This is a genomic window from Actinophytocola sp., assembly GCF_035942955.1.
Classification (GTDB): Bacteria; Actinomycetota; Actinomycetes; order Mycobacteriales; family Pseudonocardiaceae; genus DASYTH01.
This window is the reverse complement of sequence record NZ_DASZCQ010000046.1, coordinates 1-16032: the sequence shown is the minus strand read 5'-3', so window position 1 is coordinate 16032 and position 16032 is coordinate 1. Positions and strand designations below refer to the sequence as shown.

At 71.4% G+C, this 16032-nt stretch carries 14 protein-coding genes; 4 read left to right on the top strand and 10 right to left on the bottom strand.

The window, feature by feature from the left end:
- Positions 1 to 45 precede the first annotated feature (45 nt).
- The 3 genes from VGX25_RS04715 to VGX25_RS04705 all read right to left on the bottom strand — a co-directional run bounded on the left by VGX25_RS04715 (position 46) and on the right by VGX25_RS04705 (position 3228).
- On the bottom strand, positions 46 to 297 hold the full coding sequence (locus VGX25_RS04715; RefSeq protein ID WP_326916344.1) for a hypothetical protein: 252 nt from the start codon (positions 295 to 297) through the stop codon (positions 46 to 48).
- A complete protein-coding gene (locus tag VGX25_RS04710; RefSeq protein WP_326916343.1) occupies positions 294 to 677 on the bottom strand; it encodes a WhiB family transcriptional regulator in 384 nt (127 codons plus the stop codon). The genes VGX25_RS04715 and VGX25_RS04710 overlap by 4 nt, the downstream gene beginning before the upstream one ends.
- 451 nt (positions 678 to 1128) lie before the next feature.
- Positions 1129 to 3228 carry an ATP-dependent DNA helicase UvrD2 gene (locus VGX25_RS04705; RefSeq protein ID WP_326916342.1) on the bottom strand — a complete coding sequence of 700 codons (2100 nt, stop codon included), beginning with the start codon at positions 3226 to 3228 and terminating at the stop codon, positions 1129 to 1131.
- 133 nt (positions 3229 to 3361) lie between these two features.
- On the opposite strand from VGX25_RS04705, the gene VGX25_RS04700 reads away from it, so the two are divergent.
- Positions 3362 to 4090: a DUF4191 domain-containing protein gene (locus VGX25_RS04700; protein WP_326916341.1), complete on the top strand. Its 729-nt coding sequence runs from the start codon at positions 3362 to 3364 to the stop codon at positions 4088 to 4090.
- A 93-nt stretch (positions 4091 to 4183) separates the two neighbouring features.
- The gene (locus VGX25_RS04695) at positions 4184 to 4408 is read left to right on the top strand and encodes a hypothetical protein (RefSeq protein WP_326916340.1); all 225 of its coding nucleotides are present in this window, start codon (positions 4184 to 4186) and stop codon (positions 4406 to 4408) included.
- Position 4409: 1 nt separating this feature from the next.
- Here VGX25_RS04695 and VGX25_RS04690 read toward each other — a convergent pair whose 3' ends face one another.
- On the bottom strand, positions 4410 to 6470 hold the full coding sequence (locus tag VGX25_RS04690) for a sensor histidine kinase (RefSeq protein ID WP_326916339.1): 2061 nt from the start codon (positions 6468 to 6470) through the stop codon (positions 4410 to 4412).
- A 281-nt stretch (positions 6471 to 6751) separates the two neighbouring features.
- Between VGX25_RS04690 and glnA the strand changes: the two genes are divergently transcribed.
- The gene (gene glnA / locus VGX25_RS04685; RefSeq protein WP_326916338.1) at positions 6752 to 8176 is read left to right on the top strand and encodes a type I glutamate--ammonia ligase; all 1425 of its coding nucleotides are present in this window, start codon (positions 6752 to 6754) and stop codon (positions 8174 to 8176) included.
- A gap of 65 nt (positions 8177 to 8241) precedes the next feature.
- Here the strand turns inward: glnA and VGX25_RS04680 are convergent, their stop codons facing one another.
- Genes VGX25_RS04680 through VGX25_RS04665 form a run of 4 tightly spaced genes read right to left on the bottom strand, consistent with a single transcriptional unit; the run spans position 8242 to position 13591 of the window.
- Entirely contained in the window at positions 8242 to 8694 is a 453-nt protein-coding gene (locus VGX25_RS04680) for an acyl-CoA thioesterase (RefSeq protein WP_326916337.1), read from the bottom strand.
- A gap of 45 nt (positions 8695 to 8739) precedes the next feature.
- The gene (locus VGX25_RS04675; protein WP_326916336.1) at positions 8740 to 11727 is read right to left on the bottom strand and encodes a bifunctional [glutamine synthetase] adenylyltransferase/[glutamine synthetase]-adenylyl-L-tyrosine phosphorylase; all 2988 of its coding nucleotides are present in this window, start codon (positions 11725 to 11727) and stop codon (positions 8740 to 8742) included.
- A 26-nt stretch (positions 11728 to 11753) separates the two neighbouring features.
- Entirely contained in the window at positions 11754 to 12734 is a 981-nt protein-coding gene (locus VGX25_RS04670) for an aldo/keto reductase (protein WP_326916335.1), read from the bottom strand.
- Complete coding sequence (locus VGX25_RS04665) at positions 12674 to 13591, bottom strand: EamA family transporter (protein WP_326916334.1); 918 nt, start codon at positions 13589 to 13591, stop codon at positions 12674 to 12676. Before VGX25_RS04665 ends, VGX25_RS04670 begins: the two co-directional genes overlap by 61 nt.
- 62 nt (positions 13592 to 13653) lie before the next feature.
- On the opposite strand from VGX25_RS04665, the gene VGX25_RS04660 reads away from it, so the two are divergent.
- Positions 13654 to 14136: an Lrp/AsnC family transcriptional regulator gene (locus tag VGX25_RS04660; RefSeq protein WP_326916333.1), complete on the top strand. Its 483-nt coding sequence runs from the start codon at positions 13654 to 13656 to the stop codon at positions 14134 to 14136.
- Here VGX25_RS04660 and VGX25_RS04655 read toward each other — a convergent pair.
- Positions 14133 to 14885, bottom strand: a complete 753-nt coding sequence (locus VGX25_RS04655) for a type 1 glutamine amidotransferase (RefSeq protein ID WP_326916345.1) — start codon at positions 14883 to 14885, stop codon at positions 14133 to 14135. The two genes, VGX25_RS04660 and VGX25_RS04655, sit on opposite strands and share 4 nt — an antisense overlap.
- A 12-nt stretch (positions 14886 to 14897) precedes the next feature.
- Positions 14898 to 15743, bottom strand: a complete 846-nt coding sequence (locus tag VGX25_RS04650) for a GNAT family N-acetyltransferase (RefSeq protein ID WP_326916332.1) — start codon at positions 15741 to 15743, stop codon at positions 14898 to 14900.
- Between the last annotated feature and the right edge of the window lie 289 nt (positions 15744 to 16032).

Genomic DNA, 16032 nt, shown 5'->3' with positions numbered 1-16032 from the left:
CTCCTCGGGTGAGGAGACGGCGCCCGCCGGTGTGTCGTCGGTTGGTCACATGAGCTCGGCGGCACGCTTGGCGCGTCGGGCGGCCCAGTCCGAGACTCGTTGCCACCGCCGGATCGCGTTCAGGCTGCGGACAAGGCGCTGGTGCCGAGCTTGTCTTTCGGCCTCGCGCCTTCGCTCACGTGCCAGGTCTTCGTAGATCAACATCTCCTTGGTTCCCTTCGGGCTCGGGGCGAGCAGCAGCTCGTTCAGCGGATCGGGCACCGGGATAGGCGCCCTGGTGTCGGTCATGGGGTTCATGCGGCTGCCTCCTGGTCACGCGCGGCACGCTCGGCCGCCTCTCGTGCGACGTCCTCCTTGCGGGGACGCCCGCGAGGCCGCTTGCGAGCGATGATCACGCCACGCTCGAAGATCTCGCCGCCCCAGACACCCCACGGCTCCTGCCGGGCCAGGGCGCCGGCCAGGCACTCGGCGCGGACGGGGCAGTCCAGGCAGAGCACCTTGGCCCGCTCCAGGTCGGCGGGGGTGTCGGCGAACCACAGGTCCGGGTTGTCGCTCGACCGGCAGGGGAGCTCCAGACCAGTCGACGGCGCCGCGTCGAGCAGGTCACCCACGCCGGTCCACGGCGGACCCAGCAGGTCTGGTGTCCCTCCGGAGAACGGGACGGTGGCGGTGGACATACGTCCTTTCCCTTCTCTTGCTTGGAGTTTGGAGTTGGATTGGGCCGAACAAACACGAAGGCCGCGGATCCGATTTCCGGAGTCCGCGGCCTTCGTGAGCCTGGATGCTTGACGTGGTGTCAAGGCCTTCGCACGAAAGGTAGAGCGGACCTAGGGCCCGGAACATCGGTGATAACGGTCTGCACACGCACCGCACCCCCATTGCGGATACGACGCTGCCACTGCGCAGCGCCCACCATGTGGGCAGCGTGCGCGGGCACGAGCTCAGTCATAAACGCGCCAGAGCCCCCGGACTGCGGGTAGCCAGGCGTGCACTTGATCGTCAAGAGCTTCATCTCTGGCCACCTCCTCGCGGGGTGAGAACTTTGGCTGGTAACGCCCCCGGCACCTGCAGGCTATTGCCCTTAGGCGGACCCGTGCAACATGTTTTTCGGGAAGTTCGTCGACAGCGTTACTGGTTATCCGACCGATTACTCTCCGTCGCTGAGGTGCGGGCAATCAACGCGAGCACCTCGGCGCCGAACTTGTCCAGTTTGGCAGCGCCGATGCCGGAGATCAACACTAATCCCGCGGCGTCGGCCGGCCGCTGCTCGGCGATGGCCGTCAGCGTGGCATCGGTGAACACCACGTAGGGAGGTACCTTCAGCGCCCTGGCGCGTTCGGTGCGCCAGTCCCGCAGCCGGGCGAGCAACTCCTCGTCCAGATCGGACGGGCAGCCCTCGCACCGGCCGAGTTTGATCGACATCGATCCCGCCAGGGCCGCCCCGCACACCCGGCACAGGTTGCGACCCGCCCGGCCGCCGTCGCGCTGCCGCGGCGCGGCGACCCGGGACGCGGGATGGTCCTCGGGGATCAACCCGTAGAGGAAACGGCTGCGCCGGCGCCGGCGTTTGCCCGGCGTCCGGGACAGCGCCCAGGACAGGGAAAGGTGCTCCCGCGCACGAGTGACGCCGACGTAGAGCAGGCGCCGCTCCTCCTCGATCGCGGCGTCGTCGCCGTCGGCGTGCTGGATCGGCAGCACGCCGTCGACCAGGCCGACCACGAAGACCGCGTCCCATTCCAGCCCCTTGGCCGAGTGCAGCGAGGCGAGCGTGACGCCCTCGACGGTCGGCGGGTGCTGCGCCTCGGCCCGCAGCTCCAGCTCGGCGACGAAGCGCGGCAGGTCGGCGTCCTCGACAGCGGACACCAGCTCCTCGGCCAGCTCGACAAGGGCGAGCAGCGACTCCCACCGTTCCCGGGCCGTGCCGCCGATCGGTGGGTCGGGGGTCAGGCCGATCGGGGCCAGCAGCTCCCGGACGACCTTGGGCAGCTCGCCGGTGGGCGGATCGGCGGCGGCCACCCGCAGCGCCACCATGGCCTTGCGCACCTCGGGGCGGGCGAAGAACCGCTCCCCGCCGCGCACCAGGTACGGAATGTCCACTTCGGACAGAGCCTGCTCGTACGGCTCGGACTGCGCGTTGACCCGGTACAGCACGGCGATCTCGGACAGCGGCGTGCCGCCGGCGACCAGCTCCCTGATCCGCGCGGCGACCGCGGCGGCCTCGGCCGGCTCGTCCTCGTACTCGGTGAACCGGGGCTGCGGGCCGGACGGGCGCTGGCCGACCAGCCGTAGCCGCGCACCGGCCGGCCGGTCCTTGGCGAACGCGATCACCTGGTTGGCCGCGGCGACGATCTCCGGGCTGGACCGGTAGTCGCGCTCCAGCCGGACGACGGTGGCGTCCGGGAACCGCCGGGTGAAGTCGAGCAGCGGGCGGGGCGAGGCGCCGGCGAAGGAGTAGATCGTCTGGTTCGGGTCGCCGACGACCGTGAGATCGTCGCGCCGGCCCAGCCAGGCGGCCAGCACCCGTTGCTGCAGCGGCGTGACGTCCTGGAACTCATCCACCACGAAGCAGCGGTAGCGGTCCCTGAACTCCTCGGCCACCAGCGGGTGCTCCTCGAGCGCGGCGGCCGTGTGCAGCAGCAGATCGTCGAAGTCCAGCAGCGCGTGCCTGGTCTTGATCGCCTCGTAGTCGCGGTACACCTGGGCCATCTGGTCCGGGGGCGCGGGGGCTTGGCGGTGCGCGAGCTCGGCGGCCGCCGGGTAGTCGTCCGGGGCGATCAGCGAGGCCTTGGCCCATTCGATCTCGGTGGCCAGATCCCGCAGCACCTCCACCTCGGTGCCCGCGCCCGCCCGGTGCGCCGCCTGCCCGACGATCCGCAGCTTGGCGTCGACCAGCCGCCACGGCTCGCCGCCGACCACCCGCGGCCAGAAGTAGCGGAGCTGGCGCAGCGCCGCCGCGTGGAACGTGCGGGCCTGGGCGCCGTGCACGCCGAGGGCCCGCAGCCGGGTGCGCAGCTCCCCCGCCGCCCGCGCGGTGTAGGTGACCGCGAGGACCTGCCCGGCCGAGACGTGTCCGGAGTGGATCAGGTAGGCGATCCGGTGCACGATCGTGCGGGTCTTCCCGGTGCCGGCGCCGGCGAGCACGCATACCGGACCGCGCGGCGCGCGCACCGCGGCCTGCTGCTCCGGATCGAGCCCGGCCAGTAGCTCGCGTACGCCTGACGACCCCATGCCACGCATCCTGACAGAGCCGCCCGACGAACCGCGGGAGCCGCCCGGTAGGTCGCGCGGACGAATGTGCCATCGACCCGAGCCCGAGCCGCTGACGCCAACCGGGCAAGTCCAACACCGTATCCTGGTGGTTATGGCTCAGAAGCAGGACAGGGAAGCCGCCAAGGAGGCCAAGAAGGCGAAGAAGGCCGAGGCCAAGGCGAAGCGCCGGCAGCTCTTCCAGGCGTTCAACATGCAGCGCAAGGAGGACAAGGCGCTGATCCCGATCATGGCCGGGGTCTTCCTCCTGGTGGCCGGCGTGGTGTTCGGCCTCGGGTGGCTGATCGGCCTGCAGTGGATCCTGCTTCCCGTCGGGCTCGCCTTCGGGCTGCTCGCCGCCGTGATCGTGTTCGGCCGGCGGGTGCAGCGCAACGTCTACGGCAAGGCCGAGGGGCAACCGGGCGCCGCGGCCTGGGCGCTGGACAACATGCGCGGCCGCTGGCGGGTCACCCCGACCGTCGCCGGCACCACCCAGCTCGACGCCGTGCACCGGGTGATCGGCCGCCCCGGCGTGGTCCTGGTCGCCGAGGGCGCGCCGCACCGGGTCAAGACCCTGCTCGCCCAGGAGAAGAAGCGCATCGCCCGGGTCGTCGGCGACACCCCGATCTACGACCTGATCGTCGGCACCGAGGAGGGCCAGGTCCCGCTGCGCCGCCTCCAGTCGCGCATCATGAAGCTGCCCAACAACCTCAAGCCCGCCCAGATCGACGCCCTCGAGACCCGCCTGTCCGCCCTCGGCTCCCGCGGCGCCCAGCTCCCCAAGGGCCCGATGCCTCAGGGCGCCAAGATGCGCAACGTCCAACGCACCATCCGCAGGCGCTGAGCGTCGGTCGCCCTGCCGCTCTCACCCGGCCCGTCATCGGCCACGACGCGGCATCGATGGAACTGGACGTGCACCTACGCGGGCAGGTGCCAGGTGGTTCACGCCATCGACGTCGACCTTCAACTGTCACTGGCGAAAACAGCCGGGTTCCGCAGGCGCGGCCTCGGGACGCTGGTGGCGGCCGCCGGGGTGCGCGCCGCCGCCGAGCTCGCCGGGGCCACCCTGGCCGGCTCACCCCCGGGCGGCGAGGGCGCGGACCGGATCTGCCGGAGCGTCGGGTTCACGCCGACGGCGACCGCCGCGCACCTCACCGCCTGAGTCATAGCCGGGCCGCGCCGGCGCCGAGCAGCGGGAGCACCGCGCGGATCGCCGTTCCGTTGCCGTCGCTGGAATAGGAGAACTCCCCGGCGATCTCCCGTGCGCGCTGGGCCATGAACCGCATGCCCATCCCGTGCCCGGTGGCGCCGGGCGGAACCCCGACGCCGTCGTCGCGGACCTGCACGACCAGGTGCTCGGCGGCCAGCTCAAGGCTGACCTCCGCGTGGGTGGCCTGCGCGTGCCGGACCACGTTGGTCAACGCCTCGGCGACGATCCGGTACGCGGCCACCTCCACCTGCTTGGACAGCACGGAGACGTCGCCGGACAGGGCGGTCTCCACCCGCAGCGTCGGCCCGGACAGGAACACCGCCAGCTCGCGCAGGGCGCCCGGCAGGCCGAGCGTCTCCAGCTCAAGCGGCCGCAGGTCGTGCACGACCCGGCGCAGCGTCTGCAATGCCCCCTGGATGCCGGTGACGGCCCGGTCCATCAGCTCGGCGCCGGCGAAGTCCGCGGGCAGCGCCCCGCGCGCGGCCTCGATCTGCAGCCGGATCCCGGCCAGCGTCGGCCCCACGTTGTCGTGCAGCTCGCGGGACAGCCGCAGCCGCTCCTCCTCCCTTGCGGTCACCAGCTGTTCCCGGCTGCGCAGCAGTTCCTCGTCCAGTCGCAGCGCCGCGACCACGGGCGCCACCTGGTCGGCGAGCGAGGCCAGCGCCTGGCTGATCGTCTCGTCCAGGTGCGAGCGGCCCTGCGGGGGGCGCACGACGAGCCGGCCCACCTGCTCGCCACGGTGCCACAGCTCGTACGCCACCGGCGCCAGGCCGTCGTCGCCATCGCCGACCTGGGCCAGGACCCGGGTCCCGTCCTGAGTCTGCAACTCCAGCCGGGCCATGCGCAGCCGCATCGCGCTGACGATCTCCTCGCACACCGCCCCTGGCACCTCGGTGGCGTCCAGCTGGTTGCGCATCCGCAACCCGAGGCCGGTGACCAGCTCGACGATGTCGATCTTGCGACCCCAGGTGATCCGCCGGACCCATTCGATCAGGAACGCGGCCAGCGGGAAGATCGCCGCACCGGACAGCGCCACGGCCAGCACCGACCCGGGCACCAGGTTCTCCGGCAGCACAACGGCCAGCACCGCGAACGCGCCGACGTAGCAGGCCAGCAGCGTGCCGACCATGGCAACGCCGACGATGCCCCTGCGCACCGCGAGGTCAAGGTCGAACAGCCGGTCGCGGGTGATCGCCACCGCGATCGCCAGCGGGAACAGCGAGAACGCCAGCACCTCGAGGCCGCGCTCGAGCACGAGCGGAAGCTGGCCGGGCAGGACGTCGCGCAGGATCGCCTGGGCGGCGCCGAACGCGAACACGACCAGCACGATCGCCAGCTGCCGCCGCCGCACCCCGCTCGCCCGCCACCAGCGCAGCACCAGGCCCGCCGCGGCGACCACGGTCATGGCCAGCAGCAGATATTCGCCCAGCGTCAGGCAGAACGTCGCGAAGCCCTGCCACCCGGGCACCGCCCACGGGTTGTGCACGGTGTAGCGGCCGGCGAAGTCGCTGTCGACGAGCGCCAGCCCGACCACGTAGACCACGATCCCGGCCACCGTGCCCGCGACCGCCCACCACCAGCGGCTGCCGGCCAGCCGCCCGTCCGGGTAGATCATCGGCAGCAGCGTCGAGATGGCCCAGATCGGCGGCGCCCAGAGCCATTGCTGGACGGCCATGAGCACGTCGACGGCCGGATGGTCGGGCGAGTCGAAGGCGCCGGTGAGCGCGGTGAGCAGGACGCCGACACCGTCCACCGCCGCGATGATCAGCAGCGCCCAGCCGACCCTGTTCCCCGGCTTGTGCCAGGTGACTAGGACACCCATGGCGCCGAAGAACAACGCGACGGCGATGTCCAGCGGCACCGGGTCGTAAGCGGAATAGCCCCAGGCGTTCGCGGCCTGGGTGACGACCGCGGCGGCCACGCCGGCGCCGAATCCGAGCGCGCCGAGGCACACCGCCAGCCCGACCGCTCGTCCATGGCCGCCGGCGGTGGATCTGCGCGCGTCATCGCCCAAGATTCGCCCCGCCCACCGCGTCCCGCTCTGAAGCCGGATCGTAGTGCGGCCGCCGTTACCGGGGGTATCGATCGGGTGCATTGGACCGGGCGGAACCTCAGCGGACCCACCCGGCTACAGTCCCGGCGTAGGCCGGGGTGACCGCGACCCGGCTAGCTGGCATGCTCTGTTTGGCCAGGTTGTCGTTAACACCCGTGAAACATCCGGGTGATGGACGGGCAACACCGCACTCATAGCTTCAGCACCCACAGCGGCATTGCAAGCAGAAGGAGCCAACGAGCGTGTTCAACACTTCCGACGAGGTCTTGAGCTTCATCTCCGACGAAGAGGTGAAGTTCGTCGACGTCCGGTTCTGCGACCTGCCGGGCATCATGCAGCATTTCACGGTGCCGTCCCAGTTCTTCGACGAGGACGCGATCAACGAGGGCCTGGCGTTCGACGGCTCGTCGGTACGTGGCTTCCAGGAGATCCACGAGTCGGACATGCTGCTGCTGCCGGACTTCGCCACCTCTCGGATCGACCCGTTCCGGGAGAACAAGACGCTCATCGTCAACTTCTTCGTGCACGACCCGTTCACCCGCGAGCCGTACACCCGCGACCCGCGCAACATCGCCCGCAAGGCCGAGCAGTACCTCGGTGAGTCGGGCATCGCCGACACCGCGTACTTCGGCCCGGAGGCGGAGTTCTACATCTTCGACTCGGTGCGCTTCGACAGCGCCGAGAACGGCGCGTTCTACGAGATCGACGCCGAGGAAGGCTGGTGGAACACCGGTTCGGACGAGGCCGGCAACAACCAGGGCTACAAGATCAGGTACAAGGCCGGGTACTTCCCGGTTCCGCCGACCGACCACCTCGCCGACCTGCGCGACGAGATCGTGCTCAACCTGATCAACGCCGGCTTCACCGTGGAGAAGGCGCACCACGAGGTGGGCACCGCCGGCCAGGCCGAGATCAACTACCGGTACAACACGCTGCTGCACGCGGCCGACGATCTGCAGCTGTACAAGTACATCGTCAAGGGCACGTCGTGGCAGGCCGGCAAGACCGCGACCTTCATGCCCAAGCCGCTGTTCGGCGACAACGGGTCCGGCATGCACACCCACCAGTCGCTGTGGAAGGACGGCGAGCCGCTGTTCCACGACGAGTCCGGCTACGCGGGCCTGTCCGACACCGCGCGGCACTACATCGGCGGCCTGCTGCACCACGCGCCGAGCCTGCTGGCGTTCACCAACCCGACGGTGAACTCCTACCACCGCCTGGTGCCCGGCTTCGAGGCCCCGGTCAACCTGGTCTACTCGCAGCGCAACCGGTCGGCCTGCGTCCGCATCCCCATCACCGGGGACAACCCGAAGGCCAAGCGCCTCGAGTTCCGCTGCCCCGACTCCTCCGGCAACCCCTACCTGGCGTTCTCCGCGATGGTCATGGCCGGCCTCGACGGCATCAAGAACAAGATCGAGCCGCCGACGCCGATCGACAAGGACCTCTACGAGCTGCCGCCCGAGGAGGCCAAGGACGTCGCCCAGGTGCCCGCCTCGCTCAACGCCGTCCTCGACAGCCTCGAGGCCGACCACGAGTTCCTCCTCGAAGGCGGCGTCTTCACCCCCGACGTGATCGAGACCTGGATCAACTTCAAGCGCGAGCACGAGATCGACCCCCTCCGCCTGCGCCCCCACCCCTACGAGTTCGCCCTCTACTACGACGTCTAACCCCCACCCACCCGGGGCGGTGGCCAAACCCGGCCACCGCCCCGTTTCATGTCACGGTCATCGTCTTAGATCAACTCGGACGACAGCCCGTCCGGGGGCTGCTGACCGGTCAGCATTGCCAGGTTCACGCCGGCGCGTTCCAGGACGGCGGCCGGGTCGGGGAGGAGGCGGCGGGCGTCGAGGTCCATCAGGCCGACGGTGGAGGTGATCTCGGCGGCGACCGTGCCGTCGAGCTTGGTGATCTGCTGGCGCAGCTGGAAGGTCTTGCCGGTGCCGAACTTGGCCGAGCAGCTGACGTCGACGATGTCACCCTTGCGTAGCTCGCGGCGGAAGGTGATGTGCGACTCGAGCAGCACCGGCCCGGTCCTCGACTCGAACAGGCTGTCCCACGCGCAACCGGCGGCCTCGAACGCGTCGCCCCTGGCGACCTCGGCGTACTGGTGGTACACGGCGTGGTTGACGTGCCCGAGCGCGTCCAGCTCGTAACTGCGCACCGTGATTCGCGTGCTGAAGGTCACGACGCCACTGTACGGCCGGACGCCGACAATCCCGCCGGCCCGACGTCAGTCCTGGTAGAACACGCGCTCCACCACGGTGCGGGCGCGGCGCATGGTGCGGCGGTAGGAGTCAAGGAACTGGCCGGGGTCGCCGTCGAGGGGGTGGCCGAGGACGCTGGCCACGGCGACGAGCTCGCGGCCGGAGGTGGGGACCTGGTCGGTGAGCTTGCCGCGGACCAGGGTGGCGGCGTTGCGCACCCGGGTGGCCAGCAGCCACGCCTCGCGCAGCGCCCGGTGGTCGACCGGGTCGATCAGACCGGACGACGCCGCCGCGGCCAGGCCGTCCATAGTGGACGTCGTGCGCAGCGCGGGGATCCGGTGCGCGTGCCGCAGTTGCAGCAGCTGCAGGGTCCACTCGACATCGGCCAGCCCGCCCCGGCCGAGCTTGGTGTGCGTGCTGGGATCGGCGCCCCTTGGCAGCCGCTCGTTGTCCACTCTGGCCTTGATCCGCCGAATCTCCCTGGTGCGCGCGGAATCCAGGCCTGACGCGGGGTAGCGGACGTCGTCGATGGCGGCGATGAACCGGGCGCCGAGGTCGACGTCCCCGGCCACGGGCCGGGCGCGTAGGAGCGCCTGCGCCTCCCAGACCTCGCCCCACTGCGCGTAGTAGGCCCGGTACGACTCCAGGGTGCGCACCAGCGCACCGTTGCGCCCCTCCGGCCGCAGGTCCACGTCGACGTGCAGCGGCGGGTCCTGGCTCGGCGCGGACAGCAGCTTCCGCACGCTCTGCGCCACCCGGGACGCGTACCGGACGGCGTCCGAATCGGACACTCCGGCGACCGGCTCGCAGACGAACATCACGTCGGCGTCGGAGCCGTAGCCGAGCTCGGCGCCGCCGAGCCGACCCATGCCGATCACCGCGATCGACGCCTGCCGGCCGCCGGCGGCCACCGCCTCGGCCCGATCGACCGCGCGCAGCACGGCCTCGAGCACCGCGCACCACACCCTCGACAGCGCGCCGCACACGGACAGGACGTCCATGTACCCCAACAGATCCGCGCAGGCCACGCGCAGCAGCTCGTGCCGGCGCAGGGATCGACCGGCGGCCACGGCGTTGCCGAGGTAGCCGTGCCGGTTCACCGCCTCGCGCAGCGACCTGGCCACCTCCTCCGGGTCCCGGCCGGCCAGCGCCGCCGGATCGCCGAGCAGCCGCAGCACCTCGGGCGCCCGCACGATCAGATCCGGCACCAGCTTCGAGGTGCCGAGCAGCGTGGCCAGCCGCTCGACGACGGCCGCCTCGTCGCGCAGCACCCGCAGGTACCACGGGGTCGCGGCCAACCCCTCGGACACCCGGCGGTAGGCCAGCAGCCCGCCGTCCGGGTCGGGCGTATCGGCCAGCAGGTCGAGCAGCACCGGCAGCAGCGCGGTCTGGATTGCCGCCCGGCGCGACACCCCGGTGGTGAGGGCCTTGATGTGCTGCAGCGCACCGTCTGGCGCGGCGTAGCCGAGCGCGGCCAGCCGGGCCTCGGCGTCCTTTGTGGTCAGCCGCAGCGCCTCGGTCGGCACCCGCGCGACGGCCTCAAGCAGCGGCCGGTAGAACAGCTTCTCGTGCAGCCGGCGGATACGGATGACCTGCGCGCGGAACTCGGCGAGCAGCACGTCGCCCTCCGACCGGCTGCCCTCCGGGCGGATGCCGGCGGCCCTTGCCAGCCAGCGTAGCGCGGTGGCGTCCCGCTCGTCGGGGAACAGGTGGGTGCGCCGCAGCCGCTGCAGCTGCAGGCGGTGCTCGAGGACGCGCAGGAACCGGTAGGACGCACCCAGCTCGGCGGCGTCGGCCCGGCCGACGTAGCCACCGGCGCCGAGCGCGGCCAGAGCGTCCACAGTGGACCCTAGGCGCAGCGCCTCGTCGCCGCGGCCGTGCACCAGCTGCAGCAGCTGCACGGCGAACTCGATGTCGCGCAGCCCACCGCGGCCCAGCTTCAGCTCGCGGTCGACGAGCTGGGCCGGCACGTGCTTCTCCACCCGCCTGCGCATCGCCTGCACGTCGGCGACGAAGTTCTCCCGCTCGGCGGCCGCCCACACCAGCGGCCGGACGGTCTCGAGGTAGCGCGCGCCGAGCTCGGCGTCCCCGGCGACCGCCCTCGCCTTCAGCAGCGCCTGGAACTCCCAGGTCCGGGCCCAGCGCCGGTAGTAGGCGGCGTGCCCCTCCAGGGTGCGCACCAGCGCGCCGGCCTTGCCCTCCGGCCGCAGCGCCGCGTCCACCTCGAAGCATGCCTTGCTCGCCACCCGCATCATCGCGCTGGCCACCCGGGTGGCAAGGCCGAGGTCGCCCTCGCCGACGAACACCACGTCGACATCGCTGACGTAGTTCAGCTCCCGGCCACCGCACTTGCCCATCGCGATCACCGCGAGCCGGGCCGCGGAGGCCTGGACGCCGCCGAGCTCGGCCCAGGCGACGGCCAGCGCGGCGCGCAGCGCGCCCTCGGCGAGCCGGGTCAGCTCGCCGGCGATCTCGTCGAAGCCGGGGTCCGGAAGATCCGGCTCGACGAGCCGGCCGAGATCGTCGGCCGCCACCTCGAGCAGCAGCCCCCGGTAGGCCGCCCGCAGCGCCCGGACGGCCTCCTCGCCGCGCAGCGCGGCCACTCCCGATCCGTCCGCGCCCACGGCCGCGAGCAGCGTCGCGCCGTACTCATCCGGCGCGGTCCGTCCACCGTGGACCAGCCGGCGCCACTCCCCCGGCCGGGAGATCACGAAGTCGGCAAGCGCGCTGGACGCGCCAAGCACCGCGATCAGCCGCCCGCGCAGGGCCGAGTCGTCGACCAGCGCCCCGTCCAGCTCCGCCCAACCGTCTACATCGGACAAACGAAGCCGGTCGAGGGAGCGCAGGGCCAGATCCGGGTCGGGCGCACGGGACAGCGCGACGAGGACGGCCTCGCGCGAGCTCACCGGTCCCTCGTCGCCCCACCATCCGGCGGCCCGCAGCTCCTGCTCGGCGCGGCCGTCGGTCAAGCCGAACCTGGCGGTGGAGGGCACGGTACGTGCGCGATCGACCATCGCCCTCAACCGTAACGCCCCAGGGGTCAGGAGTGACCGATGATCCGGTGCGGGCGGTACGGCGCCTCGAGCCGGGCCACCTCCTCCTCGGTCAGCGCCACCGACGCCGCCGCGACCGCGTCGTCGATGTGCCGGAGCTTGGTCGCCCCCACGATCGGCGCGGTCACCGCGGGGTTGCCGAGCAGCCAGGCCAGCGAGATCTGCGCCGGCGGCAGCCCGCGCTCGGCCGCGACCGCCTGCACCGCGTCGACCACGTCGAAGTCGGCCTCCTCGTACAGCTCGTCGGCGTAGGCGTCGGAGCCGGCCCGGACCGTGTGCCGGGCGCCGCCGCGGTCCCGGGTGCCGGCGAGCATGCCGCGCGCCAGCGGGCTCCACGGGATGCACCCGACTCCCTGGTCGAGGCACAGCGGGATCATCTCCCGCTCCTCCTCCCGGTACAGCAGGTTGTAGTAGTTCTGCATCGAGACGAACCTCGTCCAGCCGTGCCGCTCAGCGGTGTGCTGCGCCTTGGCGAACTGCCAGGCGTACATGCTGGACGCTCCGATGTAGCGGGCCTTGCCGGACCGCACGACGTCGTGCAGCGCCTGCATGGTCTCCTCGATCGGCGTGTCCGGATCCCACCGGTGGATCTGGTACAGGTCGACGTGGTCGACGCCGAGCCGGTCGAGCGAGGCGTCGATCGCGGACAGAATGTGCTTGCGGGACAGGCCTTTGTCGTTGGCGCCGGCGTCAAGCGGGAAGAACACCTTGGTGGCGAGCACGTACTCGTCGCGGCGGGCGAACAGCTTGCCGAGCAGCCGGCCGGTGATCCGCTCGCTCTCGCCGCGGGAGTACATGTCGGCCGTGTCGAAGAACGTGATGCCGGACTCGACCGCGTGCCGCACGATCGGCTCGGCCGCCTCCTGGTCCAGAAACCACTTCCGCGTGCCGGGATCGCCGTAGCTCATCATGCCGAGACAGATGGGCGAGACCTTGAGACCCGTCGAACCCAACCGGGTTTGCTCCATGAGTTCTCCTCCTGTTGGTGGATCGCCACGCCGGCGATGACCAGCGCCACTCCGGCAAGATCCTGACCGGTGGGCAGCTGGGCCAGCACCAGCATCCCGATGACCGTCGCGACGGCCGGCAGGATGCTCATCATCAAGGCGAACGTAGACCTTCGCAGCCTGGCCATGGCAAGCTGATCGGTCACGTACGGGATCACCGACGAGCAGATGCCCACCCCGATCCCGGCCAGCAGCCAGGTGGGGTGGTCGAACGCGACCGCGGCGTCACCGATCCCGAACGGCAGCGCGACCACCGCGGCGATCAGCATGGCGGCGCCGAGCTGGTCGATCCCCCGCCACGTCGTGCCCGGCCCGGTGTTGGCGATCCGGTGCCCGAGGACCACGTACAGCATGAACAGGCCGCAGTTGGCGAACGCCAGCGCAATCCCGAGCGGCTCACCGACGATCCGCACGTCGGTGAGCGCGACGACGCCGCCGACGGCAAGGACGAGCGCGAACGCGTTGCGCCGGGTGCGCACGCCGACCGCGGCAAGGACGATGACACCGAGGAACTCGATCGCCCCGACGGTGGACAGCGGGAGCCGGGCGATGGCCAGGTAGAAGACGGCGTTCATGGCGGCCAGCACCACGCCGAGCGCGAGCAGCAGCCGCCGCTGCTCCGGCTCGAGCCGGGTGATCAGCCGCCACGGCCGGCGCCAGAGCGCGAAGACCAGCGCGGCGCTCGCGATCCGCAGCCACGCGACGCCGAGCACGTCGATGTGGGCGAACAGCAGCACGGCGAACGCCGGCCCGAGGTAGTGGAAGATCGCGCTGACACCGAAGTACGCCGGCGCCGGCACTGTCGAGATCCGCATCATGGGGTAATCTTCCAAGCCACCGTCGGACAAAGGAATGCCACTTTGAAGGTTTGGAGTGCGACTTGCCTACAGATTTAAGGGACGGCCGAATCCTCGACGCGGTGAACCTGCGGCTGCTGACCGAGCTGCACGCCAACCCGCGCATGGCCATGTCCGAGCTGGCCCGCCGGGTGGGCATGTCGGCGCCCGCCGTGACGGAGCGGGTGCAGCGGCTCGAGCGACTCGGGGTGATCACCGGGTTCCGGATGGAGGTCGACCCGGCGGCGCTCGGCATGCCGGTGACGGCGCTGGTCCGGGTCCGCCCGGGTCCCGGCCAGCTACCCAAGATCGCCGAGGCGGCCCGGAGCACGCCGCAGGTCGTCGAGTGCTTCCGGATCACCGGCGAGGACTGCTTCCTGATGAAGGTCCACGGTCCGTCGATCGGCGAGCTCGAGGAGATCCTGGACCGGTTCCTCCTCTTCGGACAGACGACCACGTCGATCGTGGTGTCCACCCCGGTGCCGCTGCGGCCGCTGCCAGTACCCGACCCTCGCGAGGCCGGCTAGGCGAGCGGGAGCCCGGGACGCGGGGGCGGCACCGGCGCCAGCTCGCCGCTGGTCAGCCGGACGAACCGCTCGACGAATGGGCGCCAGGTCTCCTCGATGTCGCGCTGCAGCGTGGCCAGGCGTCCGGGCTCGAGGTCACCTGGCCGGGCAGCGGCGGCGAACGCCGGGTCGTGCCTGGCCCAGGACAGCACGGCCGCGGCTGTGATCTCGACGTGGAACTGGATGCCGTAGGCGGTCGGGCCGATGCGGAACGCCTGGTTCGGATAGCGCGGGGCTGACGCGAGCAGCTCGGTGTTCGGTGGCAGCGCCACGATCGCGTCGGCATGGGACTGGAACACGTCCGGCATGAACGGCAGCTCGGCGAACAGCGGGTCGCGCCAGGCCAGATCGCGCTTGGCAACGAGCCCCGGACCCACCTCGGGGCCGGCCTCGCCGACCGCCACCCGCCCGCCCGTGGCCACGGCGAGCAGCTGCGCGCCGAGGCAGATGGCCAGCACCGGCAGTCGCGTCGTGACGGCCTCGGCCAGCAGTCGCCGAACATCGGCCAGCCAGGGATGGCGGCGATCGTCGGTGGCGCCCATTGGCCCGCCGAGGCAGATCACCCCGTCATACCCGTCGAGCGCGGGCAACGGATCCTTCGCCGGTTGCACGAGGTCGAGCTCGGCGCCGGCGTCCTGTGCCCACTCGCCGAGCGGCCCCGGTGGGTCGAGCTCGCCGGGTTGCACGACGAGGAGTCGCGGTTTGGCCACCACGGTGTCAGGCTACCGATCGAACTCCAGCTCGGTCTGGTCGTACACGGGCCGGTAGCCGAGCCGCTGGTAGATCGAGTTCGACACCGGGTTGGCCAGGTCGGTGAACAGGATGACGTACTCGGCGCCGGCGTCGAGCGCCCACCGGGACACGGCCGCGGTGGCCGCCGAGCCGTAGCCGCGGCCGCGCAGCTCCGGCGGGGTGTAGACCGGGCCGACCCGCGACATCCCGTCGACGGGTGCGCTCGCGTGGGCCACCGACACGATCCGGCCGTCGTGCTCCCAGAGCATCCAGCCATTGCCCAGTCCCAGCGACCGCCGCACGTTGGCCTCGGAGCGACCCGGCTCCCGCTCCCTGCCGAGCGCCTCGATCTGGAACTCTCTGGTCCAGGTGCCCAGCAGCGGCAGGTCCTCCTCCATTGCCAGCCGGGCATGTCCAGGCACGGCCGGTGGCTCGAGCCGCCCCAGCCGGTACAGGCGCATGGCGACGAGCTCCTTGACCGCGGCGCCGGTCAGCTTCGCCCACATCTCGGCGAACGGTTCGGCGGCGTCCCGCGGCCCGCTCACGCCGGGCAGGTCGGGGTCGAGCTCGAGCAGCGCCGAGGCGGTCGCCTCCATCGCCTCGGCCGGCACCGCGCTCACGCAGACCGGCCACGGCGGCGTGCGGAAGGCCGCGCCGGCGATCCGGTCGCCGTCCCACAGCGTCAGCAGCGTGGCGGGTTCGTCGTCGGGGTTGGGCGCGTCCACGAGCCGCCGGATCACGCTGAGCCCGTGCGTGTGCCGCATCGGGTCGGCCGCGAAGATCGGCCTGGCCAGCGCCCAGAACTCGGGCGGATCGGTGTGAACCCGGACCTCCATGGCCCCAGGGTGACGGAGGCCGCCCGAACGGTCCACCGATTTGCGCTGGTCCACGACCAACTCAACTCCGCTGGTTCGGGAGGAGCTAGCACCGTGGGGTTCGGGGGCTGGCCCCCCAACATAAACGCGAAGAGCCCCTATTCGCGTTCTCTGCTGGGGTGGGCACTGGTTAGAACGTAGCCCGTGGTAGGAGATGGTGCAGGTGGTGGGCCTGGAAAGCGAACAGGGCCCCGGTGGTCGGGGCCCTGTTCGTAATGGTTGTTCGGCGGTGTCCTACTCTCCCACATCC

Coding starts and splice junctions, on each gene's coding strand:
- VGX25_RS04700 (WP_326916341.1), top strand. CDS start 3,362: ATGGCTCAGAAGCAGGACAGGGAAGCCGCCAAGGAGGCCAAGAAGGCG.
- VGX25_RS04665 (WP_326916334.1), bottom strand. CDS start 13,591: ATGATGCGGATCTCGACAGTGCCGGCGCCGGCGTACTTCGGTGTCAGC.
- VGX25_RS04705 (WP_326916342.1), bottom strand. CDS start 3,228: ATGGGGTCGTCAGGCGTACGCGAGCTACTGGCCGGGCTCGATCCGGAG.
- VGX25_RS04715 (WP_326916344.1), bottom strand. CDS start 297: ATGAACCCCATGACCGACACCAGGGCGCCTATCCCGGTGCCCGATCCG.
- VGX25_RS04710 (WP_326916343.1), bottom strand. CDS start 677: ATGTCCACCGCCACCGTCCCGTTCTCCGGAGGGACACCAGACCTGCTG.
- VGX25_RS04670 (WP_326916335.1), bottom strand. CDS start 12,734: ATGGAGCAAACCCGGTTGGGTTCGACGGGTCTCAAGGTCTCGCCCATC.
- VGX25_RS04650 (WP_326916332.1), bottom strand. CDS start 15,743: ATGGAGGTCCGGGTTCACACCGATCCGCCCGAGTTCTGGGCGCTGGCC.
- VGX25_RS04675 (WP_326916336.1), bottom strand. CDS start 11,727: ATGGTCGATCGCGCACGTACCGTGCCCTCCACCGCCAGGTTCGGCTTG.